This window comes from Clostridium saccharoperbutylacetonicum N1-4(HMT) (assembly GCF_000340885.1).
In the GTDB taxonomy this organism is placed as follows: domain Bacteria; phylum Bacillota; class Clostridia; order Clostridiales; family Clostridiaceae; genus Clostridium; species Clostridium saccharoperbutylacetonicum.
This window is the reverse complement of the sequence record NC_020291.1, coordinates 686,483-712,900: the sequence shown is the minus strand read 5'-3', so window position 1 is coordinate 712,900 and position 26,418 is coordinate 686,483. Positions and strand designations below refer to the sequence as shown.

At 30.6% G+C, this 26,418-nt stretch carries 25 protein-coding genes, 7 tRNA genes and 1 riboswitch; of the genes, 1 reads left to right on the top strand and 31 read right to left on the bottom strand.

The window, feature by feature from the left end:
* Positions 1-42: 42 nt before the first annotated feature.
* From CSPA_RS03180 to CSPA_RS03105, 16 genes are all read right to left on the bottom strand, one after another.
* Positions 43-330, bottom strand: a complete 288-nt coding sequence (locus CSPA_RS03180) for a putative quinol monooxygenase (protein WP_015390761.1) — start codon at positions 328-330, stop codon at positions 43-45.
* Positions 331-517: 187 nt separating this feature from the next.
* A protein-coding gene (gene prfB, locus CSPA_RS03175; RefSeq protein ID WP_144053524.1) for a peptide chain release factor 2 occupies positions 518-1,613 on the bottom strand; the annotation gives its coding sequence in 2 pieces (ribosomal slippage) (positions 518-1,534 and positions 1,536-1,613; 1,095 coding nt in all).
* A 543-nt stretch (positions 1,614-2,156) separates the two neighbouring features.
* Positions 2,157-4,721, bottom strand: a complete 2,565-nt coding sequence (secA, locus tag CSPA_RS03170; RefSeq protein ID WP_015390759.1) for a preprotein translocase subunit SecA — start codon at positions 4,719-4,721, stop codon at positions 2,157-2,159.
* 393 nt (positions 4,722-5,114) lie between these two features.
* Complete coding sequence (gene hpf, locus CSPA_RS03165) at positions 5,115-5,648, bottom strand: ribosome hibernation-promoting factor, HPF/YfiA family (protein ID WP_015390758.1); 534 nt, start codon at positions 5,646-5,648, stop codon at positions 5,115-5,117.
* A gap of 403 nt (positions 5,649-6,051) precedes the next feature.
* Positions 6,052-6,708 carry a ComF family protein gene (locus CSPA_RS03160; protein ID WP_015390757.1) on the bottom strand — a complete coding sequence of 219 codons (657 nt, stop codon included), beginning with the start codon at positions 6,706-6,708 and terminating at the stop codon, positions 6,052-6,054.
* Positions 6,681-7,697, bottom strand: coding sequence for a hypothetical protein (locus CSPA_RS03155; protein WP_015390756.1), 1,017 nt, complete (start codon positions 7,695-7,697; stop codon positions 6,681-6,683). The genes CSPA_RS03160 and CSPA_RS03155 overlap by 28 nt, the downstream gene beginning before the upstream one ends.
* A 20-nt stretch (positions 7,698-7,717) precedes the next feature.
* Positions 7,718-9,946, bottom strand: a complete 2,229-nt coding sequence (recD2, locus tag CSPA_RS03150; RefSeq protein WP_015390755.1) for an SF1B family DNA helicase RecD2 — start codon at positions 9,944-9,946, stop codon at positions 7,718-7,720.
* A gap of 237 nt (positions 9,947-10,183) precedes the next feature.
* A complete protein-coding gene (gene metK, locus CSPA_RS03145; protein WP_015390754.1) occupies positions 10,184-11,359 on the bottom strand; it encodes a methionine adenosyltransferase in 1,176 nt (391 codons plus the stop codon).
* A 114-nt stretch (positions 11,360-11,473) separates the two neighbouring features.
* A riboswitch (SAM riboswitch) is annotated at positions 11,474-11,573 on the bottom strand.
* Positions 11,574-11,703: 130 nt separating this feature from the next.
* Positions 11,704-11,788, bottom strand: a tRNA-Tyr gene (locus CSPA_RS03140).
* Between the two features lie 47 nt (positions 11,789-11,835).
* A tRNA-Thr gene (locus CSPA_RS03135) sits at positions 11,836-11,910 on the bottom strand.
* 121 nt (positions 11,911-12,031) lie between these two features.
* Positions 12,032-12,107, bottom strand: a tRNA-Val gene (locus tag CSPA_RS03130).
* Between the two features lie 6 nt (positions 12,108-12,113).
* Positions 12,114-12,198: transfer RNA gene (locus CSPA_RS03125), tRNA-Tyr, on the bottom strand.
* Between the two features lie 47 nt (positions 12,199-12,245).
* A tRNA-Thr gene (locus CSPA_RS03120) sits at positions 12,246-12,320 on the bottom strand.
* 128 nt (positions 12,321-12,448) lie between these two features.
* A tRNA-Val gene (locus tag CSPA_RS03115) sits at positions 12,449-12,524 on the bottom strand.
* A gap of 6 nt (positions 12,525-12,530) precedes the next feature.
* Positions 12,531-12,615, bottom strand: a tRNA-Tyr gene (locus CSPA_RS03110).
* A 161-nt stretch (positions 12,616-12,776) separates the two neighbouring features.
* On the bottom strand, positions 12,777-13,184 hold the full coding sequence (locus tag CSPA_RS03105; protein WP_015390753.1) for a hypothetical protein: 408 nt from the start codon (positions 13,182-13,184) through the stop codon (positions 12,777-12,779).
* Positions 13,185-13,286: 102 nt separating this feature from the next.
* On the opposite strand from CSPA_RS03105, the gene yyaC reads away from it, so the two are divergent.
* The gene (gene yyaC / locus CSPA_RS03100) at positions 13,287-13,823 is read left to right on the top strand and encodes a spore protease YyaC (RefSeq protein WP_015390752.1); all 537 of its coding nucleotides are present in this window, start codon (positions 13,287-13,289) and stop codon (positions 13,821-13,823) included.
* Positions 13,824-13,879: 56 nt separating this feature from the next.
* Here yyaC and mreB read toward each other — a convergent pair whose 3' ends face one another.
* The 15 genes from mreB to CSPA_RS03025 all read right to left on the bottom strand — a co-directional run bounded on the left by mreB (position 13,880) and on the right by CSPA_RS03025 (position 26,413).
* Positions 13,880-14,914, bottom strand: a complete 1,035-nt coding sequence (gene mreB / locus CSPA_RS03095; RefSeq protein ID WP_015390751.1) for a rod shape-determining protein MreB — start codon at positions 14,912-14,914, stop codon at positions 13,880-13,882.
* 80 nt (positions 14,915-14,994) lie between these two features.
* Entirely contained in the window at positions 14,995-15,249 is a 255-nt protein-coding gene (spoIIID, locus tag CSPA_RS03090) for a sporulation transcriptional regulator SpoIIID (protein ID WP_015390750.1), read from the bottom strand.
* Positions 15,250-15,352: 103 nt separating this feature from the next.
* The gene (locus tag CSPA_RS03085; RefSeq protein ID WP_015390749.1) at positions 15,353-16,087 is read right to left on the bottom strand and encodes a M23 family metallopeptidase; all 735 of its coding nucleotides are present in this window, start codon (positions 16,085-16,087) and stop codon (positions 15,353-15,355) included.
* Positions 16,088-16,308: 221 nt separating this feature from the next.
* Complete coding sequence (spoIID, locus tag CSPA_RS03080; protein ID WP_015390748.1) at positions 16,309-17,373, bottom strand: stage II sporulation protein D; 1,065 nt, start codon at positions 17,371-17,373, stop codon at positions 16,309-16,311.
* Positions 17,374-17,532: 159 nt separating this feature from the next.
* Positions 17,533-18,795, bottom strand: coding sequence for a UDP-N-acetylglucosamine 1-carboxyvinyltransferase (gene murA / locus CSPA_RS03075; RefSeq protein WP_015390747.1), 1,263 nt, complete (start codon positions 18,793-18,795; stop codon positions 17,533-17,535).
* 106 nt (positions 18,796-18,901) lie between these two features.
* Complete coding sequence (locus CSPA_RS03070) at positions 18,902-19,549, bottom strand: hypothetical protein (RefSeq protein WP_015390746.1); 648 nt, start codon at positions 19,547-19,549, stop codon at positions 18,902-18,904.
* A 211-nt stretch (positions 19,550-19,760) separates the two neighbouring features.
* A complete protein-coding gene (atpC, locus tag CSPA_RS03065; RefSeq protein ID WP_015390745.1) occupies positions 19,761-20,174 on the bottom strand; it encodes an ATP synthase F1 subunit epsilon in 414 nt (137 codons plus the stop codon).
* A 14-nt stretch (positions 20,175-20,188) separates the two neighbouring features.
* On the bottom strand, positions 20,189-21,580 hold the full coding sequence (gene atpD, locus CSPA_RS03060; protein WP_015390744.1) for a F0F1 ATP synthase subunit beta: 1,392 nt from the start codon (positions 21,578-21,580) through the stop codon (positions 20,189-20,191).
* A gap of 15 nt (positions 21,581-21,595) precedes the next feature.
* On the bottom strand, positions 21,596-22,450 hold the full coding sequence (gene atpG / locus CSPA_RS03055) for an ATP synthase F1 subunit gamma (protein ID WP_015390743.1): 855 nt from the start codon (positions 22,448-22,450) through the stop codon (positions 21,596-21,598).
* A gap of 41 nt (positions 22,451-22,491) precedes the next feature.
* Positions 22,492-24,006 (bottom strand): F0F1 ATP synthase subunit alpha, encoded by a 1,515-nt coding sequence (atpA, locus tag CSPA_RS03050; protein ID WP_015390742.1) that lies wholly within the window; start codon positions 24,004-24,006, stop codon positions 22,492-22,494.
* A gap of 10 nt (positions 24,007-24,016) precedes the next feature.
* Positions 24,017-24,556 carry a F0F1 ATP synthase subunit delta gene (locus CSPA_RS03045; protein WP_015390741.1) on the bottom strand — a complete coding sequence of 180 codons (540 nt, stop codon included), beginning with the start codon at positions 24,554-24,556 and terminating at the stop codon, positions 24,017-24,019.
* A gap of 2 nt (positions 24,557-24,558) precedes the next feature.
* Entirely contained in the window at positions 24,559-25,038 is a 480-nt protein-coding gene (locus CSPA_RS03040) for a F0F1 ATP synthase subunit B (RefSeq protein WP_015390740.1), read from the bottom strand.
* A 63-nt stretch (positions 25,039-25,101) separates the two neighbouring features.
* Positions 25,102-25,317 (bottom strand): ATP synthase F0 subunit C, encoded by a 216-nt coding sequence (atpE, locus tag CSPA_RS03035; protein ID WP_015390739.1) that lies wholly within the window; start codon positions 25,315-25,317, stop codon positions 25,102-25,104.
* 45 nt (positions 25,318-25,362) lie between these two features.
* Positions 25,363-26,046 (bottom strand): F0F1 ATP synthase subunit A, encoded by a 684-nt coding sequence (locus CSPA_RS03030; protein ID WP_017810835.1) that lies wholly within the window; start codon positions 26,044-26,046, stop codon positions 25,363-25,365.
* 1 nt (position 26,047) lies between these two features.
* Positions 26,048-26,413 carry a hypothetical protein gene (locus tag CSPA_RS03025; protein ID WP_015390737.1) on the bottom strand — a complete coding sequence of 122 codons (366 nt, stop codon included), beginning with the start codon at positions 26,411-26,413 and terminating at the stop codon, positions 26,048-26,050.
* Positions 26,414-26,418 lie beyond the last annotated feature (5 nt).

Here is a 26,418-nt window from a genome sequence, read left to right as displayed (position 1 = left end):
TATAGAAGACACTCCTAAGAATGTCTTCTATATTCTATATGTTTATAATATTTTAGTATATATATTCATTTCTGCTGGTTTTTCCATATGTGTAGACATCATCGGAACTATTCTTTGAAAATGTTCTGATTTTGAATGCTTAGCTAACACATCTCTATTTTCCCAAGTTTCTATCATAGTAAGTATACTATTATCATTTACATCTTGATACATTTCATAACTTATGCAGCCTTCTTCCTTAATTGTTTCATCCACTAATTCTTTTGAAAGTTTTATTACTTCATCTATATTTTCTTTTTTCACGAAATTTTTAGCAACAATTTTAATCATATTATCTCCACCCTTCATAATGAACTTTATCTTTATTGAATCTATCAACAACCTCACTGCTTTGTTTGGCTGGATAGCCTACTGGTACTACTGAAAATGGTAATATATATTCATGTAAATCGATAGAAAGGAACCTTAATTCGATTTAGTATCCTTTCTACTTTTCTAATATTTATTTTTCTAAAAATTAATTTTTTAAATATGCATTTATAAACATATCTATATCTCCATCCATTACTGCAGTAACATTTGAAGTTTCTACATTTGTTCTATGATCTTTAACCATACTATATGGATGGAATACATATGACCTTATCTGACTTCCCCAGCCCATATCCTTTAAATCTCCAGTTAAGTCTTCAATCTTTTCTTTGTGAGCTCTTTCTTTTAATTCAACTAATTTAGACTTCAACATTTCCATAGCAGTATCTCTATTTGCAAATTGACTTCGTTCATTTTGACATTGTACTACTATTCCTGTAGGAAGATGTGTGATTCTTACTGCTGAATCTGTTTTATTAACGTGCTGTCCTCCAGCCCCACCTGATCTATAAGTATCTATTCTAAGATCATCAGCTTTAATTTCAATATCTTGCTCTTTTGTAAGTTCGGGAAGTACTTCCATAGATGCAAAAGAAGTTTGTCTCTTACCATTTGCATTAAATGGAGAAATTCTAACTAATCTGTGAATTCCCTTTTCCGCCTTTAGATAACCATATGCATATTCACCAGTTATTTTTAATGTAACACTTTTAATTCCAGCTTCATCTCCTGGAAGCAAATCTATAGTTTCAACACTATATCCTTGTTTTTCGCACCATCTTGTATACATTCTTAAAAGCATTTCTGTCCAATCATTGGCATCAGTACCTCCAACGCCAACATGTAAAGTTAAAATAGCATTATTTTTATCATACTCTCCACATAAAAGAATCTTCATATTATAGTCATCAATTTCAGCTTCTACTTCTCGTATAGATTGTATTATTTCATTGGCAGATTCTTCATCATCATCTTCCATAATTTCTTTTAAAACTTCAACATCTTCAACTTTCGATCTTAACTTATCAAATTTTTCTATTTGATCTTTTATGGACTTACTTTTTTTAGTAACTTCTTCTGCTCTTTTAATATCATCCCAAAAACCAGCTTCTTGCATTTGACATTCTAATTCATGCAGTTCTTTTTCTAAGCCTGCTCTGTCAAAGTGAAGCCCCCATTTCTTCTATTGATTTTTTTATATTAGTAAGCTTCATTAATTCTTTTTCTAGCTCAATAATCATTTAACCACCCCTTTGTTTAGTTTACAGTTTACAATTCACAGTTAACAGTTGAGTTGCGATTTACACAGTTTACAATGTACAGTTTACAGTAGAGTCTAAGGTTACAGTTTACATTTTAGTTTATAGTTCATAGTTTACAGTTTTTATTTGTAGGTTGCAGTTGAGGTCATGATTTATATTTTACAGTTGAATATTCAGTTTACTATTAAATTTATAGTTTTGTATCTTTAGTAAAACTTTTTTATTTACTTTATGTTTAGTTGAATCTTCATAATTTATAAAAGAATTAAGTTTCAATTAATAAGAATTCCGTAGAAATCTAATTCAAATTGCTTTTTTATAAAAAGGCAATTCTTAAAAAACTCTACGGAATCTATTATATCACATATATTCTTTAAAAAATCTACTCTCTTAAAAACTCCATAGAGCTTCTAACTTCATCAACTAACTATTAGCTGTATATTTACAATCACCAACTATAAACTTGGAACTCTACTCTCTAAGTTCATAATTGTAAACTGTAAATTGACAACTGTAAAATGCCTAAGCTTCTCTTCCACAACAGTTCTTATATTTCTTTCCACTTCCACATGAACATAATTCATTTCTGCCATGCTTATCAGTATTTCTAACTGGACCTGGTACTGGTCCTTCACTTTGTCCTGGACCTGGTGTTGGATGACCTCCAGGACCTACCGCTGAGCTTGATGACTCTTCATGTATTGCAGCAGTTTCTTGTGCAACTCTAACTCTTTCTGGAGTTCTTTCAATCTTAACATGGAACAATAGCTTTATAGTTTCTTCTTTGATCTTTCCGATCATTTCATTAAACATTTCGCTACCTTCCATTTGGTATGCTTGGACTGGATCAATTTGTTTAAATGATTGTAATCCAATACCTTGTTTTAAATGATCCATATTGTCTATATGATTCATCCAATTAGTATCAACTGCTCTTAAAAGAACTACTCTTTCAATTTCTCTTAATCTTTCTGCTGTAAATTCTTCTTCTTTTTGTTCATAAACTTTACGTGCAGCTTCATAAATATTTTCAACTATTTCATCATTTGCTAAATTCTCAAGACTTGGTAAGTTAATCATTCCTGGTACTACACATATGTCTTGTAATGCTACCATTAGATGTAAGAATTCTTCTCTATAATTTTCACTTTCACCTGTAATATGTGTATTAACAGCATCAGTAATAATATCCTTCATCATAGATAATATTTCTTCTTTTACATCTTCACCTTCAAGAACTTCTGCTCTTTGCTTATAAATAACTTCTCTTTGAACATTCATTACATCATCATAACCTAATAATTGTTTTCTTATATCAAAGTTATTTCCTTCAACCTTCTTTTGAGCATTCTCTATAGCTTTTGAAACCATTTTACTTTCAATTGCTTCTTCTTCTTGAAGTCCAAGCTTTTCAACAACACCTTGAATTTTTTCAGAACCAAATATTCTCATTAAATCATCTTCTAATGAAATGAAGAATGTTGATTCACCTGGATCTCCTTGTCTTCCTGAACGTCCTCTTAATTGGTTATCTATTCTTCTTGATTCATGTCTTTCAGTACCTACTATCTTAAGACCACCAAGTTCAACTACACCTTCACCAAGCTTAATATCAGTACCTCTACCAGCCATGTTAGTAGCTATAGTAACCATTCCCTTTTCACCAGCATGACTGATTATTTCAGCTTCTTGCTCATGGAATTTAGCATTTAATACTTGGTGTGGTACACCTTTTTTCTTAAGCATACTTGAAAGAAGTTCTGACTTTTCAATACTAACTGTACCAACTAATACTGGCTGTCCTTTAGCATGAGCTTTTTCAACTTCTGATGCAACAGCTTTGATTTTTCCTAATTCAGTACTAAATACTAAATCTGGATTATCTTTTCTTGCTATTGGTCTATGTGTTGGAATAACAATAACGTCTAATCCATATATTTCTCTAAATTCATTTTCTTCAGTTAAAGCTGTACCAGTCATACCTGCTAACTTCTTGTACATTCTGAAGTAATTTTGGAATGTAATAGTAGCTAGAGTTTTTGATTCTCTTGCAATCTTAACGCCTTCCTTAGCTTCTATAGCTTGGTGAAGACCATCAGAATATCTTCTACCTTCCATAAGTCTTCCTGTGAATTCATCGACTATTATTACTTCTCCTTCTTTAACCATGTAATCTTTATCTCTTCTCATGGCAAAATTAGCTTTTAATGCTTGAGTTACATAATGTTGTAATTCAATATTATCAGCATCAGCATAATTGTCTACTTTAAATGTAACTTCTGCTTTTCTAACACCTTCATCAGTTAACATAACAGCGTTAGCTTTTTCATCTCTAGTAAAGTCCTTTTCAGCAACTAATTTCTTTGCAAAATAATCTGCAACCTTATAAAATTCAGTAGATTTTTCACCTTGACCTGAAATTATAAGTGGAGTTCTAGCTTCATCAATTAAAATTGAGTCAACTTCATCGACTATTGCAAAATTTAATGGTCTTTGTACTCTTTCTTCTTTATAAACAACCATATTATCTCTTAAGTAGTCAAATCCAAACTCATTATTAGTTCCATAAGTAATATCTGAACCATAAGATTCTCTTCTTTGATCATTGTTTAATTCATGTACAATGACACCTGTAGTCAATCCTAAAAATCCATATAATTCACCCATTTGCTCAGCATCTCTTTTTGCTAGATAATCATTTACTGTAACAATGTGAACTCCATTTCCACTTAATCCATTTAAATATGCTGGTAATGTTGCAACTAAAGTTTTACCTTCACCAGTTTTCATTTCTGATATTCTTCCTTGATGAAGTACCATACCACCCATAAGCTGTTCGTCATAATGCTTCATCCCTAATACTCTTGTTGAAGCTTCTCTTACAACTGCAAATGCTTCTGGTAAAATATCTTCTAAAGTTTCACCATTTCCTAATCTTTCTTTAAATTCAACAGTCTTAGCTTTTAATTCTTCATCAGAAAGCTTTTGCATTGCTTCATCTAATTCATTTATTCTTTGTATAGTAGGTTTAAGTCTCTTAACTTCTCTTTCACTATATGTTCCAAATACGGCATCTAATAGTCCCATAATGTCATCCTTTCGAAATTCTATATTTCATATTAATTACTAATACAATTTATTAATTTACGTATTTTATAATTATAGCATTTTACATAGCTTATTTTCAAGAAAACTAGTGATTTTTGTTATAAATACTGAATAAAACATCAAATTTTAATTTAATCGTAATAATTCCATTACAAATTTATCACTAAAACATAACATATAAATAAATACTTTTATATATTTTTATCACTTATATAATATAATTTACCAATATATCAAATATTATTCCAACCTATAGCTATAAAATTTTTAATCGCTTCATTATCTTTCATTATATAATAATATATTGTTATATAATAAAAGCAACCGCCTAAAATGCTTTTTAGTAGCATACTTAGACAGCTGCTTTTTATTTTATCCTAATTCTGGTTCTAACAAACCATAATCTCCATCTTTTCTCTTATAAATCACATTAACTTTGCCACTATCGGCATCTTCATATACAAAAAAATTATGTCCTATTAAATCCATTTGAAGGATTGCTTCTTCTGAATTCATTGGTTTAATACCAAATTTTTTTACTTTAACTAATTTACCATGTTCTTCTTCTGCAGTATTATCCTCAACACTTCCTAATTCTCCAAATCTTAATGACCCACCATGTTTTCTCGATAACCTAGTTTTTTGTTTTCTGATTTGTCTTTCTAATTTATCTTCTACCAAGTCTAAAGACTTGTACATATCTGATGTTGATTCTTCGCCTCTCAATATTACCCCATTAAATGGAATAGTCACTTCTATTTTATGTCTACTTTTTTGTACACTTAATGTAGCCTTAGCATCTACATTAGAATCAAAATACTTTTCCAATTTGCTTATCTTTTTTTGCACTATTTCCTTTAGCGCATCTGTAAGTTCCATATTTTTTGCTATAACTGTGACTTTCATAAATTCCAGCCCCTCTCATTTGAAAAAGTTAATAACTTAATATGTTTAAGTTATTAATATTTTATCACTTTTTATCGAACTTAACAAGAGAATTATCAGTCAATTCTGAAAATTCTATCCAAAAAAAATCAACTTACTTCAAATAAGTTAATTTACAAATATAGAATCAATTAATTTGTATGTAAGGTAAAGCTAGTTGACCTGGTTTTTGACCCCACACCCGCCTGCTGGAGCTTTTGCTAATAAAATTTAATTCCTCACTACTAACCCTCTCAGTTTATAAACTGGCAGGACTTACTTCTATACCGCACCATGCTCCTTAGACATTTTATCTAAATTACGTGGATCGTTTTGCCTGCGACTAGCTTCGACTTTCAACCACAAACCTAGCTTTACATTACTATTATATATGACTTTTAGCTAAGGTCAAGAGTTTTATATCTTTTGCTTTGCTTTTTTTTAATAATTTATATGCTTCATAAAGTGTTGCACCTGTAGTTGTTACATCGTCAATAACTATAAATTTTCCATTATTTATAGTTACTGTATTCTTCAATTTAAAAGCATCTTTTATATTTTCATATCTTTCATCTTTTTTTAAAGTCTTTTGCTCTTTTGTTTCCCTTTGTTTAACTAGAATTTCAAAAACTTCAATAGATAAGTCTTTCGCTATTTTTTTGGCTATATATTCACACTGATTAAAGCCCCTGTTTCTTTGGGATTTTTTTGATAAAGGTATATATGTTAATATATATCCTTTATAATCAATATTATTAATCATATATTCTTCTAGAAATTCTGATAAAATATCCCCTGCTGTAAAATTTTTTTTGTACTTAAATCTTAGTATTAAATCTTTTAAGACTCCTCCATAATATCCATAGCTTATTATTTTATCTTGATATTCCTTGCCTATTGTCTTTATACTTCTCTTGCATGAATCACATATTCCAAAGCAATCATCCTCCTTGCAAATAATGCAATAATTTTCTCTCGGATATATTATTTCAATCAATCCATCAAAGAGTTTTTTTACAATTCTATTAAACGTTTTTCCCATACCTTTTTATTGAAATTTCTTGCCATATTTTTTGCTTTTTCCATATCTTCTGATATATCATTTGATACTAAAAGAACTTCTGGTAATGTTAAATTCATATTCCTTATTTGTCCACATATATATAATATCTTTTTATAAGTATATCTCTCATTATCAGAGAATAAAATTACAGCATCATCCATATAACAATATTCAAGTAACTCCTCTATTTTATTTGTTATTACAAATATTGCCTTATCCTTATATTTTAATACCTTCTCACATAATTTTATTTCATCTTCTTTAGATGCTTTCATTATTTTTACATCAGAAAGCTTCAACTTATTACAAAAATAATCGTAAACTAAATTCAATTTTTCATTAGTTGGTGTATAAATAACCACTTTATGATTATTTTCTTTAAACCATCTGAGATAATCATACAGAGTGAAAGGAATATCTGTATTTAAATCAATTCTAGTTGTCAATATTCTCGGCTCAACAAATGGTTTCTTATAATTATAAGCTGCAAGTTCAAATTTTTCCCCAACTAAAGCTAATTTTTCTATGCTATACAATAAAACCCTTTCCCCTATTTCTGCACAAACATCTAATATCTCTCTAACATTTCCACTATTTAAGTTAGAAAAGTAAGTTATATCATCAAAAATAATTAAATCAAAAAGTTCGGTAACTTTAAATAAATTATTATAATTTACAAAAGTAAGATTAGAATTTGTTTTTCCTTTTTCAATATAGGAATGAGTTACACTTGAATTGAATTCTTTGATTGCACTGAGCAGCTCTTTATTTTCTCCACTTTTCCCCCACACATATAGCACTTTTCCATTATCCTCTGAAAGTTTACTTATTATGTTTGAAAAAACACATGAAGTATTAAAGGGAACTGTAACTATGGTTAAAAATTTGATATTTTTTTTATACCAATAGTCTATTTTATCAAATGCATATTTTAAATCTTGATCTGTTACTTTACATTCGTTACTCATGCATTACAATCTCCTTTCAATTACTCTTCAAATTCATCTTTAGCTATTATATCTCTTATTCTATATTTTAAAGCTGAATATCTTTCTATACTATTTGTATTATTAATCATATACATTAATGCCTTTTGAAACCCAACTACAACTACCAATTGTTTGGCTCTTGTTATTCCTGTGTAAAGTAAATTACGATTCATTAAAAACGGTGATCCCATAAAGGCAGGGATAACAACCACCTTAAATTCACTACCTTGACTTTTATGAATTGTAGTAGCATATGCTAAATCTAGTTCATCTAGAAAATTAAAATCATAAATTACTTTTCTTTCATCATCAAAAATAATTGTTAAAGCTTTTCTCTCTTCATCAATACTCTTAATAAATCCCAAATCACCATTATAAACTCCAACGCCTTCATTTTCACCATAACTATTTATGTTAATCCATTTTAATGTATAATTGTTTTTAGTCTGCATTACTTTATCTCCTTCTCTAAAAACTATATCTCGAGAAGTTTTTTCTTTTTTATCCTTCGATGGTGGATTAAATATTTCTTGGAGTCTGGCGTTTAAATTAGCTACTCCTAATGTTCCCTTCCTCATGGGCGTCAATACCTGCATATCTTTTAATATATCCCATGATGTATTAAATTTAGGAAGTCGTCTGCTTATTAAATCTATTATCAAGCCTACAATTCTATCTTGATGTTCCTCACTAATGAAAAAAAAGTCCTTATCCTTTTGATTTAACAAAGGCATCTTTCCTTCATTAATTCTATGTGCATTTACTATAATCAAGCTTTCTGAGCCTTGCCTAAATATTTCTTTTAGCCTTACAACTTTTATATATTCACTTTCTATAAGATCTTTTAATACGTTTCCTGGTCCAACTGATGGTAACTGATCAACATCTCCAACAACTATTAGTCTTGTTCCTAATTTAATTGCCTTGAGCAAATTTTGCATTAAAATTATATCAATCATAGATGCTTCATCAATTATAATAACATCACAATCTAATGGCGAGGATTCTCCTCTTTCAAAAACTGATTCATCTTCCTCCGAAATACCCATTTCCAAAAGTCTATGAATGGTTTTTGCTTCTCTTCCAGTTGATTCAGTCATTCTTTTAGCTGCTCTTCCAGTTGGAGCTCCAAGTATTACCTTCATGCCATTATTCTCATAAATGTGAATAATAGCTTTTATAATGGTAGTTTTTCCAGTTCCAGGACCACCTGTTATTATTTCTATCCCGTTATTAAAAGCTCCAATAATTGCTTCTCTTTGAGATGGGGCAAATTGTATTTTTTGTTCTTTTTCAAAAACATCTATTTCAAAATCAATATCTGAATTTATAGTTTGTATTTGTTGCAAACCTAACGTTATTATTTTGCTTGTTACTCCAAGCTCACAATAGTAATATTGAAGTAAAAAACCAGCTTCCATTCCATTAATATTTTCAACGACTATCTTTTGCTCTGCTGCCATATCATATATACTTTTCTCAATTAATTCCTTAGCTATTACTAGATTCTCCTCACACTGTTCTATTATATCTTTAATAGGCATAAATGTGTTTCCGGCAGCACAAAATTGATTCATTACATACTTAATTCCACTTTGAATTCTAAACTCAGAATCATTTTGAATTCCTATGCTCCTTGCAATTCTATCTGCAGTTCTAAATCCAATACCTGAAATCTCATCACATAATATATAAGGATTATTTGATACTATTTGCTTTGCATTTGGTCCGAATTTCTTATAAATCTTAATACATTGATTATTAGTTACTCCATGCTTATGAAAATATAATATAATATCCTTTAACCCCTGCTGCTCAATATACGATTCATATATAATTTGAAACTTTTTTTCTCCAATCCCCTCAATTTCCATAAGTCTTTCAATGTGATTTTCCATTATTCCTAAGGTTTCTTCCCCAAACTTCTCTATTATTTTCTTAGCTGTAACAGGACCAATTCCATGAATTACTCCTGCACTTAAATATTTTTCTATCCCATCTAAAGAGGTTGGAAGAAGTTCTTCGTAATCTTGAATATTAAATTGATTTCCAAACTGTTTATGTACAGTATAATATCCTGTTAACTTCACATTTTGGCCTTCTTTTAAAAAAGGAACTGTTCCTACTGCGCTAATTAGATTATTATCACTTCTAATTTTACACACCACATATCCAGTATCTTCACTTTTAAAAACTATACTTTCAACAAAACCTTTTAGAACTTCCATAAAATCTCTCCAAATCTTTAATTTGTATTATTCAAAACACTAATAACAGACAATAACTTAGTTTAAAACCTTATTTGCATTTCTTAATTATACCATAAATATCAATATTTCAATCAATAATATACTTTCCTACTTTAAGTGAATAATTAATTATTCATGATTAATTTTTAGTCAACCATATCAAAAAGTAAAAAAGGCTACCTCTAGCACTCAGAGATAGCCTTCTTACTATATTTATTAAAGATATTTCTTTATTTCATCTACTTTGTTTAATTGTTCCCAAGGTAAGTTAAGATCATTTCTTCCAAAGTGACCATAAGCAGCTGTTTGCTTATAAATAGGTCTTCTTAAGTCAAGATCTCTGATTATAGCTCCTGGTCTTAAATCAAATACTTTTTCTACTATTTCAACAATTTTTTCTTCGCTTACTTTTCCTGTTCCAAAAGTTTCTACTTCTATTGAAACTGGTTTAGCAACACCAATAGCATATGCCACTTGAATTTCTAATTTGTCAGCAACACCTGCTGCTACTAAATTTTTTGCTACCCATCTTGCAGCATAAGCAGCTGATCTATCTACCTTTGTTGGATCTTTTCCTGAGAAAGCACCACCACCATGTCTTCCATATCCACCATATGTGTCTACTATTATTTTTCTTCCAGTCAATCCAGAATCACCTTGTGGTCCACCAACAACAAATCTTCCTGTTGGATTAATGAAATATCTAGTCTCAGAATCTAATAATTCAGCTGGAACAACTGCATCAATAACATATTTCTTAAGATCTTCTTGAATTTGTTCTAAAGAAATCTTTTCATCATGTTGAGTTGATATAACAATAGTATCAATTCTCTTTGGTTGATTATCTTCATATTCAACTGTAACTTGGGTCTTACCATCTGGTCTTAAATATTCTAATGTTTTATCTTTTCTTACTTCTGTAAGTCTTCTTGATAGCTTATGAGCCATATATATTGGAAGAGGCATATAGTCTTCTGTTTCATTAGTTGCAAAACCAAACATCATTCCTTGGTCTCCAGCTCCAACAGCTTCAACTTCATCCTTTTCACCTTTCTTAGATTCAAAAGCTTCGTCTACACCCATTGCAATATCAGCTGATTGTTCATCTATTGATGTAAGTACTGAACAAGTATCACAGTCAAAACCAAATTTGGCTCTATCATACCCTATTCCTCTTACTGTTTCTCTAACAACTTTTGGGATATCAACATAACAATTTGTTGTTATTTCTCCCATTACCATAACCATACCAGTAGTTGTACATGTTTCACAAGCAACTCTAGCATTTGGATCTTTTTCTAATATAGAATCCAAGATAGCGTCTGATATTTGATCACACATTTTATCTGGATGTCCTTCTGTAACTGATTCTGAAGTAAATAATCTTCTCATTTAACTCTCTCCTTAATTTTATTTTTTAATATTAGACTAGTATTTAAGTGTGCACAAACTTAAATATAAAAAAAAGCTCTTCGATAAGAAGAGCATGATTTCAACAATCACTTATTCTTATCTTGTAGAAATCATCCTACAGGAATTGGCACCTTATATAATACAGGTTGCCGGGTTTCATCGGGCCCTTTCCCTCCACCTCTCTTGATAAGAGTTTCTATTTAATTTTCATATATTATACTACCATAAAAGAAATTATTAGTCAATATTCGTAGATAAATTCTATATATAGAGAATAGAGAAATTTTATATAAAAAAAGAATAAACATAGTAGTTTATTCTTTTGGTGGAGGAAGATGGATTCGAACCATCGAAACGTAACGTAACAGATTTACAGTCTGCCCCCTTTGGCCACTCGGGAATTCCTCCATATTTAATTTTAATAATACAACTCAATTTTACTATAATTATATTATTGGAGCTGGCAATAGGAATCGAACCTACAACCTGCTGATTACAAGTCAGCTGCTCTACCGTTGAGCCATGCCAGCGTATTCAGTTAACAATTACAGTTCACAGTTGAGTCTATGGTTAACAGTTAAGCTTTTCAATTAAAAGCTAACAATTTGTGGTTTAAAATAACAATTGATTTAACAGCTATTATCTTTTAAATGGTGGGCACAACAGGGCTCGAACCTGTGACCCCCTGCTTGTAAGGCAGGTGCTCTCCCAGCTGAGCTATGCGCCCATTTATTGGTGGAGGAAGATGGATTCGAACCATCGAAACGAAACGTAACAGATTTACAGTCTGCCCCCTTTGGCCACTCGGGAATTCCTCCATATTTAATTTTAATAATACAACTCAATTTTACTATAATTATATTATTGGAGCTGGCAATAGGAATCGAACCTACAACCTGCTGATTACAAGTCAGCTGCTCTACCGTTGAGCCATGCCAGCATATTCAGTTTACAGTTAATAATTACAGTTCACAGTTGACTCTATAGTTAACAGTTAAGCTTTTCAATTAAAAGCTAACAATTTGTGGTTTAAAATAACAATTGATTTAACAGCTATTATCTTTTAAATGGTGGGCACAACAGGGCTCGAACCTGTGACCCCCTGCTTGTAAGGCAGGTGCTCTCCCAGCTGAGCTATGCGCCCATTTATTGGTGGAGGAAGATGGATTCGAACCATCGAAACGAAACGTAACAGATTTACAGTCTGCCCCCTTTGGCCACTCGGGAATTCCTCCTTATTCTGTTTTCACAGCAGTTGCTTGACAATCAATCAACAATGACTAGTATATCTGCAAATTGTATTTATTTCAACTCTTATAATCATGCATTTGCAGAAATTAAGCCCAACTTACTCCATATTTCTGCAATATACTTCATTTTAATATACTAATCTAAATTATTTTTTCTTTTTAATTATTTTATTTATATTATCAATATCTATATACTTAGAACTTATCTCTTCTATCTTTTTATAATCTTCTATCAATAATCTCTTTTTTAAAAGTTTAAATATATTTACTATTCCTTCCTGTTCATTTGCATCATTAAAATATTCTCTTATTGTTTCAACATCAAATGCAGACAACTTTTTTATGATCTTTTCTATATCCTTCTTATCATCTGATGATAGTTTCTCCAACATTGTACTTTTATCAACTTTATATGGACTTTTTGTAAAAGATAATACTTCCTTGCTGTAATCTCCCTTATCATTATTTAATTTCCCAGGATTCCAATACAATAATAAATATATATTAATTATTATTGTTAAAATTAGAATAAAATACACAAAAATTCTTTTCATACAAATCTCCTTTTATAGTATTTATTCCCATAATTTATTTTTTTATACTATCTTCTTCTTAGTTCACATATATATATATTGTGAAAGGGGGATATATCCTTTATGCTAAAGCCAGACATTAATTATACTTTTGAGTTTCATCATAATTTAACTCTAAAAATCAAAAATTTTCTTTCAGAAAATACTGTAATAGTTTGTATAGGTACTGACAAATGCATTGGAGATTGTTTAGGTCCTTTAGTTGGATCTATTTTAACCGAAAACTTTTTTCCTCTCCCTGTTTACGGTACTTTATCAGCTCCAATTCACGCTTTAAATATAGATGAACGTTTAGACGAGATACGTGTAAAACATCCAAATGCCTCCATAATTGGAATTGATGCTTGTTTAGGAGATGAAGATGATATTGGGCAAATTCGAATAAGAGATTATGCCATACATCCTGGAAAAGGAGTAGGGAAAGAGCTTCCTGACGTTGGTATAGCATCTGTTATTGGAATCGTTGACTCAAGTGATAATTCTGAATTCTTCTTTTCACGCAGTATAAGACTATCCTTTATTATGAATATGGCCAAGATAATATCTAGGTTATTTATAGAAGCCTATGCTTTAAATCACGAACAATTTCCAATGCTTTAAGATTAAAAAATAAATAACAGTCTAAAATAAATTTTGGACTGTTATTTATTCCTTCATTATTCTACAAGAACAATTTGTTGAGCATTCACTTCATTATCTAACTTGTCTAGATAATTAAGTACTTCACCGGTTCCATTAACAACACATTCAACAGTATTTTCAGCAACAATTGCAGTTACTCCTGTTTTAAACTCTATAAGCTTATCCAAACCATGTATTAATGCTCCTCCACCTGTCATTACTATTCCTCTTTCAATTATATCTGAAGCTAACTCAGGTGGTGTTCTTTCTAATACTCTTTTTACTGTGTCAACAATTGCTTCTACAGGTTCCTTTATAGCATTTCTTACTTCTTCTGTAGTAATTTCCACTTCATCTGGTAATCCTGTAACAAGATTTCTTCCCTTCATCATACAAGTTAAACTTCTAGAATTTTTAAATGCTGATCCAATATTTATTTTTAAATCTTCAGCCGTTTTTTCTCCAATCATTAGCTTGTATTCATTTCTAACATATTTAATTATAGCATCATCAAATTTGTCTCCACCAACTTTTATTGAATCTCTTTCTACAACTCCACCTAAAGAAATGACAGCAATATCAGAAGTCCCTCCTCCAATATCAACTACCATACATCCACTTGGCTTTGTTATATCTAAACCAGCCCCAATAGCAGCTGCAAGCGGTTCTTCTATTAAACGAACCGTTTTAGCACCTGAATTCATAGCGGCATCAATAACAGCCCTCTTTTCTACTTCTGTAGCTTGAGATGGTACACATACAATAACCTTTGGTGCTCTAACATTTCTCTTTCCACATGCTTTTTTAATAAATTCTTTCAACATTTTTTGAGTTATATCATAGTCAGAAATAACTCCTTCTCTCAGTGGTCTAACTGCAACGATATTTCCTGGAGTTCTTCCTATCATTTTTCTTGCTTCTTCACCTATAGCCAACAATTTATTATTATTTTTGTTTATGGCTACAACTGATGGTTCCTTTAGTATAACTCCTTTTCCCTTCACATAGACCAATACTGTTGCTGTTCCTAAATCAATAGCTAAGTCTATCCCTGTTCTCCAAAAACCCATTATTTTTTTCACTCCTATAATACATATTAATACCTATGATTACATAATTCTACTAATATTATATTATAGACTTATTTTCACTAAGATTCAATAATTTTATATTTCATTTGGGTAGCTTTTCCACCTCTAATGTGCCTTTCTGACTTGTTCAATTCTAATATCGAGTGAGTTTCTTGAGCAATTTCAGGATTTATTTTCAAAAGCCTTTCTGTCATATCTTTGTGAATTGTGCTTTTACTAACACCAAAAACCTTTGCAGTTTTTCTTATTGTAGCTTTTGAATCTATAATATATTTTGCAACATCTAGAACCCTTTCTTCAATATAATCTTTCAAAATACCACTTCCTTGATTTAATAATTTATAAATTACAATTTTTCTTTCTATTAGCCATTCACCATTTAACAGGATGAATGACTAATATAATCTTCTTATATTGTTATTTAGTTTTTAAGTTAAAATATTTTTCTGGATTAACTTGCTCTCCATTGGCATCAATCACTTGCAAATTTAAAAATTCACCAAAGGCATCTTTACTAAATACCTTAGCTGTTTCTCCTACCTTTGCAATAACTTGATTGGCTTTAACCTTATCACCTTTTTTTACTGATACATCTGCATCAAGATTTCCATATCTTGTTCTTAATCCATTTGCATGTTTAATTTCTATGACTACGCCTTCTTCAACACCTGAGTTCTCAGCAAGTTCTACTACTCCATCTGCTGCTGCTTTAACTTCGGTCCCTATTTTAGCTTCTAAATTTACCCCTCTAATAGTTCTAAAAATTCCTTCTTCCATTTTTACTGGTGAAGGATAAGTATATTTTCTACTTTCAATACCATTTAATGGATTTGAAAAATTCACTTTATTAGTTGTAGTTACTGTAGCTGATTTTTCAGTTTTTGTTTTATTAACAGTATCACTATTTACTTTCTCATCATTTTGAGCTCTCTCAGCATTTTGAATTTGATTTGCTGGTTTATCATTAGTATTTAATGTTAACTCTTTGCCTCTATCATCTGCGTCTGTTTTATTTACTTCCTGCTTATTATTAAGCATTTTATACGAAACTGTACCCACAGTCACTATTACGCAAAGGCAGAGGAATAAAGCGATATAAAATCCCTCCTTCCTAAATAAATTTTTAAATTTTTCTTTTAAATTTTTGTTCAAAGTGAACACCTCCTATTGATATAGTTCCCTTTTTTTGAAAATTAATACATAATTTTATTTTTTTATTCCACATTTTTTGTTTTAAACTATTTTCTATTCAATCTTCTTTACATAAGTCATTTTAAAGTATGCCCACTTTTAAAAATTACAAACAAAAAAATAAACACAAAAAATACTTGTCTTACATAGTCATAAACTATTAAAAAACAAGTATTTTTCAACTAAGTATATATAATTTCTGCAATCTTAACTCCATTATAATAATGCTTAAGAATATTATCATATGTATCGCCATTCTTAGCCATAGCATTTGCACCCCATTGACTCATTCCAACACCATGTCCATAGCCCGTGCAATTTATTTTTATTGAATCCTTATTAAATTCTAAAGTAAAATTACTTGAATTTAAATTAAACAGCTCTCTAAATTGAGTTCCCTTAATAGATTCTTTTCCTATTCTTATTATTTTTACACTTCCACCGTCTGTATGGCTGTCTATCTTGATTTGTGAAGGCAAATTATCTGCTTTAACATTTGCCTCTGGATATTTTGCATTGATTTTATTTATAAATTCACTTATAGGAATTTCTGTATTAGTTTTAAATTTAGGTGCATTTTCTTCCCCTTTACTTTCCTCAGACTTCAAATATGGTACATCAATTGAAAATACATCTTTTGCATCTTCAGTTTTTCCAGAACTTGTTGCAAAAAATTGAGGATATTCTAGCACACTTCCATCATAGGTGAGAATCTGCCCTTTTGTATCATAAACTGCTTTTTTTATTTTACTCCAATTATCTTCTCCATCCTTACTACTCCATTTACTTAGCCTCTCTTCCTTACTCATATATACTTGACAGTTATTTGTATCACAAACTTCCGCTTCATGACTTTTTGCATCTTTACACGGATTCACCCGCTTACTCATATAAAATGTTCTTGCTGCAACAGCTTGGGCTTTTAGCGCTTCCTCACTAAAATTTGCAGGAACTTCACTTGCTACCACTCCAATAATGTATTCTTCTAAATCTAATTCTTCCACTTTGTTTTCTTCCTTACGATATAACTTCACTTTCCCATTTGTAGGAAATGTTATTCCTCCCCCTTTAACTACATCTACATCTCCATTTCCAGTATTAAATGCATTAATGCTACTCTTCCCTAATCCTAAAAATATTATTGGTAATACTATTAATGTCAATAAAATCGCCAAGGTCATAATAGCAATTGTATATATGTTATTGCTTATTTGTATATTCCTGTTTTTTATATTGATTATTCTCATTAATTCCCCTCCCTAAACCTACGTTATTATATGTTTTAGAATTATTATTTATGATAATTATGTAACTCAACTTTTCTTCACATATAAACAACTACCCCCCTTTTATAACAAAAAATATCTCATAATGTTTTACAATCACATCATGAGATACAACATGCCCTAGACAGTCACTCTATATATTTCTGCACCTAATCTTCTAAATTTTTCTTCAATATTAACATATCCTCTGTCAATATGATAAATATCACTTATTTCAGTTTGTCCTTCTGCTGATAATCCACTTAAGATCATTGCTGCTCCAGCTCTTAAATCTGTTGCTTTAACTTCACATCCAGTTAATTTTTCTATTCCTTCAATTATGGCAGTTCTTCCATCAATTTTTATATTAGCGCCCATTCTTAATAATTCAGCAACATGCATAAATCTATTTTCAAAAACCGTTTCTGTAATGACACTAACACCTTTAACTACAGATAATAAACTCATCATCTGAGCCTGCATATCTGTAGGAAAGCCTGGATATGGAAGTGTTTTTATATCAACAGGGTTTTTAGTACCTGTTCCATCTACTATTATAGAATTATTTTTATAATCACTAAAATTTACTCCACATTCTTTTAATTTTTCTATTATAGGTCTTAAATGTTCTTCATTTATCCCATTTATCTTTATTTTACTATTTGTAATGGCTGCTGCTATCATAAATGTCCCAGCTTCTATCCTATCATATATTGGAGTATACACAGTTCCTTTTAAACTCCTTACTCCTGTAATTGTTATTTTTCCAAATCCTGCCCCTTCTATTTTTGCACCCATCTTGTTTAAAAATTGAGCTAAATCCCATATCTCAGGTTCTTCAGCTGCATTTTCTATTATAGTTACTCCATCAATAAAAATTGATGCCATAATAATATTTTCTGTTGCACCAACTGAAGGAAAATCTAAATATATTCTACTTCCCACCATTTTTTTTGCTTTTACTTCTACAAATCCGTGATCTGTTTTAACCTCAGCTCCAAGAAGTTTAAATCCTTTAAGATGTAAATCTATTGGCCTACTGCCTATATTACAACCACCTGGTAAAGATAATTTGCAATAACCAAACCTAGCAAGCATAGGACCCATAATTAAAAATGACGCTCTCATTTTTCTCATTAATTCTTCATTTGCATCCATCTCTACCATGTTTTTTGTATCTATTATTAATTTATTACTAATATCGGAAATATCAACATCACAATTTAGTTCACTTAATAATCTACATATAACTTCTACATCTTCTAATCTTGGTGCATTTTCTATAATTATTGGTTCTGGACATAATATAGTTGCTGCTATTATTGGTAAAATCGAGTTTTTTGCTGAACTTATATCAACTTCACCTTTAAGCTGTTTTACACCCTTAACCACTATTTTCTCCATATTATCCTCCATAATAAATTGTTAAGCATTCGAAAAATAAATCAAACTTTAATTATGCATTATAAAACAAAATTTATAGTCAATTAAATAAATTTTTCAATATGCTTTAGTATGTTGTAAATATTATTGGTGTACCAATTATTATATGTGAACCAGTATTATATCGAGTTAATGCAAAGTTAACCTTATTTCCATCTTTCAAATATCCTGTCCCAGTATAACCATTGCTAATTTCTAATAACTGTACATGCTGAATATTGTTTTGATCTATAAATTTATCTAACGAATCCTTATTTCCTGTAATTCCTTTGCATTCATAATAAATAAAATACTGCATACTTTCTAAATTCTTATTTTCTAATTTTCTAAGCATATTTTTCAAATCCACTGTTGATAACTTTGAATTTCTATTTATTATTGTGATTTCAACATAGGTATATTGATTCTCATACCAAGATTTTGCATTAATATTATAATCATTATTATCAACTTCAAACTGATCCTTTTGGATTTCTTTATAATTTCCGCTTATATTCTGAGTTAAATATTCTTTTATCCTAAGATTCTCACTATTTATATCATTTTTAGTTTTATATTGAAGCTTTACACCATTTTCATTAAATTTACTTATATTTCTAAGATTTTGTTCAATAGAATTAAATGAAGTTTCATCAACTTTAATACCTTTTGAAATAGCGCCTAAATTAAAAAAAGATAATAATATAAGAATTACTGCACTTATTTTTATATTCATGTCACATCCCCCTTATTTTATCTTTCTTAATTATGGCCATATCTTCAAGTTTTATTCTTTATTATTTGTATATTATATAGTATTTAATTTTCAAAATTTTGTGATACATTGTCAATATCTAGAATAAAAAATTGCAAAAAAATAAAGTGTAAATCTTTTATATAGATTTACACCTATATAAAAGTTACTACACTTTAGTAAGCTTAAAATATTATCTATGATGAATAGATTTTTTTAATTTTAATCTTTCCTTTGCTCTAAGTAATGCTGATTCAGCTCTTTGCTTATTGTAAGTTCCAATATCTTTAAGTCTTTTTTCAGCTCTTTCCATTGCTTCCTTAGCTCTTACTTCATCGATATCTTCTTCAAATTCAGCAGCATCACTACTTATTAACATTTCATTATTATTAATTTGTACTATTGCTTTTGAAATGAATAATTCTTCATCATTACCTTTAGCATCTTTAAAAAATGCAATACATGGTATTGTACTAGCTATCATATTTCCATGATTTGCAAATACTTGAAATCCTCCATCTACACTTTTTAAAGAAATTTTTTCAACATCTCCACTATAAACCTCACGGCTTGGTGTTATTATTTTTAGTAAAAAGGTATTAGCCATAGTTGCTCATCCCCTTATCCTAAAGTTTTAGCTTTTTCTATAACATCATCTATAGTACCTGCAAATAAGAATGCTGATTCAGGTAACTCATCATATTTACCTTCAAGAATTTCTTTAAATCCTCTAATAGTTTCTTTTACAGTTACATACTTACCTTTTAATCCTGTAAATTGTTCACCAACTGTAAATGGTTGAGATAAGAATCTTTGTATTCTTCTTGCTCTAGCAACTACCGCCTTATCTTCGTCTCCTAATTCATCTACACCTAGGATAGCAATGATATCTTGTAATTGTCTATATTTTTCAAGTACTCTTTTAACTTCTGCTGCCACTTTATAGTGTTCTTCACCAACTATTCTTGGATCAAGAATTCTTGAAGTAGATTCTAATGGATCTACAGCTGGATATATACCAAGCTCTACTATACTTCTAGATAAAACTGTTGTTGCATCTAGATGTGAGAATGTTGTTGCTGGTGCTGGGTCAGTTAAGTCATCGGCAGGAACATATACTGCTTGAACTGATGTAATTGATCCATTAACTGTTGATGTAATTCTTTCTTGAAGTGCACCCATTTCAGTTGCAAGTGTTGGCTGATATCCAACGGCTGAAGGTGTTCTTCCAAGTAACGCTGAAACCTCAGAACCTGCTTGCGTATATCTGAATATGTTATCTATGAATAATAACACATCTTGGCCCTTATCTCTGAAGTATTCTGCCATAGTAAGTCCAGTTAACGCAACTCTCATTCTAGCTCCAGGTGGCTCATTCATTTGACCAAACACTAGTGCAGTTTTGTCAATAACCCCTGATTCTTTCATTTCATAGTATAAATCGTTACCTTCTCTTGATCTTTCACCAACTCCAGTAAATACTGATAATCCATTATGTTGTTTAGCTATATTATTTATTAATTCTTGAATTAATACTGTTTTACCAACTCCGGCTCCTCCGAATAGACCGATCTTACCACCTCTTTGATATGGTGCAAGTAAGTCTACTACCTTGATACCTGTTTCAAACATTTCAGGCTCAACTGATTGATCTTTAAAGCTAGGTGCTGGCCTATGAATTGGGTATTCTTGTTTGATTTCAACATCACCACAATTATCTATAGGCTTTCCTAAAACATTAAATAATCTTCCTAATACTTCTTGACCTACTGGAACAGAAATAGGTGCTCCTGTATCAACAGCATCCATTCCTCTTTTTAAACCTTCTGTAGCTGACATAGCTATTGTTCTGACTATATCATCTCCAACGTGTTGTTCAACTTCTGCTACTAATTCATTATCTCCCGCCTTAATTACAATCGCATTGTATAAATTCGGAAGGGAATCTGAATCAAACTTTATATCTATTACTGGTCCAATTACTTGAACCACTTTTCCCATCTTTCCAGGCATTAAGATACCTCCTTACTAATTTTGAGCTGCTGCTCCTCCAACAATTTCAGATATTTCTTGTGTGATCGCACCTTGTCTAATTCTATTAAATTTAAGCTTTAACTTATCTAATAAATCATCAGCATTCTTTGTAGCTCCATCCATAGCAGTCATTCTTGTACTTTGTTCACTACATTTTGAACTTAAAAGTATGCCTCTAATTTTTCCTTTTAAATAAATATTAAGCGTATCTTCTAATACTAATTCTACACTAGGCTCAATAATGAATGATCCTACACCATTACCTTCTGATTTCTCTATAGGTAACATCTTAACTGATTTTGTTTCCTGCTTAACTGATGATACGAATTCAGAATATACGATATTTACTTCTGAAACCTCACCATTTAAGTACATTTCAAGAGCTTTATCAAATATTACTTTTGCTTCGCTTACTGTTGGTACATCTCCAATATCTACATATTCTTCTATTGGCTCTACCTTAATTTTCTTTAAATAACCAAGACCCTTGCTTCCAACTAAAATAACCTTCGCTGTATCTCTATTCTTTCCAATAACTTGTGCTAATTGAGATACTACACTACTATTAAACCCACCGCATAATCCCGAATCCGAAGTTATTACAACATATAATTTATTTTTACTATCATTTCCTTCAAAATAAACATTGCTTCCATCTTCAGATGCTGCAGTTGCAAGATTTCTTACAATTGGTTCAGTTATATCAGTAAACTTACTGTTTACTGCAAACTCTTTTTTAGTTTTTCTTAACTTAGAAGTGGCAACAAGTCCCATTGCATTAGTGATTTTTCTTGTACTTTCAACTGACTTAATTCTTTTCTTAATATCAAGAAGTCCAGCTGCGCCCATGATTTCCACCTCCTAAGAAGGGCATAGCTTAAAAGTTTAAGCTATGCTTCTTTTAAAAATATCTTTTTGAACTCAACTATAGATTCTTCTAACTTTGCTTTTATTTCATCATTCAAAGTTTTTTCTGTAAGAATTGATTTTCCTAGTTCTCTATAGTGAGTATCAGCATATTCTAAGAATTCTTTTTCGAATCTCTTTATATCGCTTACTTTAACATCTGATAAGAAGTCGTTAACTGCTGCATATAGCATCATAACTTGTTCTTCAACTTCAAGTGGACTATATTGATCTTGCTTTAATACTTCAACTAGTCTCTTACCTTTTTCAAGTCTTCTGCTAGAATCGGCATCTAAATCAGACCCAAATTGAGTAAATGCTTCTAATTCTCTGTATTGTGCAAGGTCTAATCTTAGAGTACCACTTACTTGCTTCATAGCTTTGATTTGTGCACTACCACCAACTCTCGATACCGAGATACCAGCATTAACCGCTGGTCTTTGACCTGCATTGAACAAATCAGATTCTAAGAATATTTGTCCGTCTGTTATAGAAATAACATTTGTTGGTATGTACGCAGTAACGTCTCCAGCTTGAGTTTCTATTATTGGAAGTGCTGTAATTGAACCTCCGCCTAATTCCTTAGACAATTTAGCTGCTCTTTCAAGCAATCTTGAATGGATATAGAAAACGTCCCCTGGATAAGCTTCTCTTCCTGGTGGTCTCTTAAGTAGTAATGACATTGATCTATAGGCAGTTGCATGCTTAGATAAATCATCATAAATTATTAATACATCTTTACCTTGATGCATGAAATATTCACCTATACTACATCCAGCATATGGTGCAATATATTGAAGTGGAGCTGTTTCTGATGCAGTAGCACTTACAACTACAGTATAATCCATAGCACCATTTTCAGTGAAAGTATTAACAAGATGTGCAACTGTTGATTGTTTTTGACCAATAGCTACATATATACAAATAACATCTTTTCCCTTTTGGTTTAAGATTGTATCAATAGCTATAGCTGTTTTACCAGTTTGTCTATCTCCAATTATAAGTTCTCTTTGACCTCTACCAATTGGGATCATAGAATCTATAGCCTTAATTCCTGTTTGTAATGGTTGATTAACTGAGCTTCTGTCAATGATACTAGCAGCTGGTGTTTCAACTGGTCTGTGTTCAGCAGCTGTTATAGGGCCTTTGCCATCAATTGGTTCTCCTAAAGCATTAACAACTCTTCCTATCATTGCTTCCCCTACAGGAACTTCAACAACTTTTCCAGTTCCTTTAACTATATCGCCTTCTTTTATTCCTTTTTCATCTCCTAAAAGAACACATCCAACGTTATCTTGTTCAAGATTTAAAACCATCCCATATACATTATTAGGGAATTCTAATAATTCCCCTTGCATACAATTGTCTAATCCATAAACTCTTGAAACACCATCTCCTATTTGGATTATAGTACCAGAATCTACTGTTTTAATATCACTCTCATACTTTTCTATTTCTTTTTTGATAATAGAAGTTATTTCTTCTGGTTTAATATTCATGGATTCACCTCTATTCTTTCTTAAGCATTAATTCTTTCATTTCTTCTATCTTTGATTTTATAGTACCATCAATAATATCATTTCCAACTTTAACATAAACTCCACCTAAAAGGCTTTTATCTATTTTTGTATCAAATAATATAGTTTTATCGTACTTCTTTTCAAAGATATTTTTTAATTGTTCTAATTCTTCATCTAAAAGTGGCACAGCAGTTTTAACTACACCTCTTATAGTGTTTCTTCTTTCTAAATCAATGTCTACCATTTGATTTAGCTTTTCTCTTAAATAAAGTACTCTTCCCTTTTCAATTAATACAATTAAAAAAGCAAGTAGTTCTTCATCAATTTTTCCTTTAAACAAATCATTGAATAATTGTTTTTTCTTAGCTGTATTTACTTTTGGATGTTTAATTACTTGATAAAAGTCTTCATTGCTATCAAATAGATCGCAAATATCTCTTAAGTCCTGTAAATATTCATCCACTTTATTATTTTTTTCAGCGATTTCATATAGCGCTAAAGCATATCTTCGATCTAAATATTCATACATACCTACATACCTACCTTAGCAATAAAATCACCGATAAGTTTTCTATGTGTATCTTGATCAATTTGTTGTCCTAATGCTTTAACTGATAATTCTACCGCTAAATCTACAGCTTGCTTTCTTATCTCATGTTCTGCTTTTTCTTTTTCTCTTTGAATTTCTAGATTAGCTCTTTCCTTTACAGAAACTGCTTCTGCTTTTGCATCACCAACAATTTCTTCATAAAGCTTTTCACCTTTTTGCTTTTGCATTTCGGTGATTTTATTGCCTTCTTCTTTTGCTGATTTTAAAATTTGTTCATTTTGAACTAAATATAGTCTTGCTTTTTCAGCATCTTCATCTGCTTTAGTTAACTTGTCATTTACATATTTTTGTCTGTCTGAAAGTATTCCTTTTATTTTATTCCAAAAGAAATGCCTTGCAATCAAAATTATAATACCAAAATTAACCCAGTTCATTATTAACGTTGATAATTTTATTTCCATCTTTTACCTATATCCTCCCTTCGGAGTCAATATAATTAACTCATACAAACTCATATTTAGTTATTATTTGTTCATTACTAAGAATGCAATTACTAATCCATAGATTGCAGTTGCTTCTGAAAGTGCAGCACCTAGAATTAACATAGTTTGAATTTTACCCATTTGTTCTGGTTGTCTACCAACAGCTTCTGCTGCCTTACCTGTAGCTATACCTATACCTATTCCTGCTCCAATACCTGCTAATACAGCTATACCAGCTGCTAAAACTCCTAATCCCATTGTGATTCCTCCTAAATAATTAAATTTTTATAGTTTTTTATTTTTTTAATGATCTGCCGTTACTTTAATGTTAATCATTGTTAACATTGAAAATACAAGCATTTGGATTCCACCATCAAACAAATCAAAGTATCCATGTAAAAAGATTGGTGTACCAAGTTGTGCAAGCATTGCAATATGGCCTAATTGTTCATAAATCAGATCCAATATTATTACCGCTGCAACCATATTACCAAAAAGTCGAAGGGACAGTGATACTAAAAGTACAAATCTCTCCATTATGTTAATTGGTAACATAAATGCATATGGATGCAATAACCCTTTTCCATAAGATAAAATGCCGTGTTTCTTAATAGCATTTAGATTTACAACTAAAAAGGTAACTATTGCAAATGATGCTGTTACACTTAAGTCAGATGTTGGTGGCGCAATACCTATTAATCCTGTGAAATTTAAGATAAGTAAATAAATCATTAATGTTCCTATATAAGGCAAAAATGACTCGTACTCTTCTCCCATAACACTAACTAACAAGTCACGTATAGATTGATAAACTTTTTCCAAAGCCGATTGAGTCTTACTAGGATCTTTCAACTTCAGATTTCTTGTTAATAGAAAAGCACCTATTCCCAAAATTAAAATAACAACCCACTCGACTATTATGCTTGCTGTAATGTCGATTGTAATGCCAAAAATTTCGGGGGAAAATATAGGTATTAATTCCTTCAACCTAAACACTTCCTTTCCTATTTTTTATGTTGAATCCAACCAATAGAATATAATGAGAAACAAAACCTGCCATGTAGTACATCATATAAGATATATTTTTTACAAATGGCATGAAAGTAGCAACTATGAATGCCATCCTTAAAAAATATGTCACTGATATAATCCACTGCTTTCCTTCTTTCCTCAAATATTTTTCAATTATGTATCCATACGCCAAAAAATTAGCTAAAGCTACACAAATCCCTACTGCATAGATTCCTGCATTTATAAAGGTAGAAGTAAATGCTATCACTAAAGCTACTAATATACCACTTACCAAATCATATTTTATGGTTTGTAAAAGCAGTTTATTCATCTCTTTATTCATACACA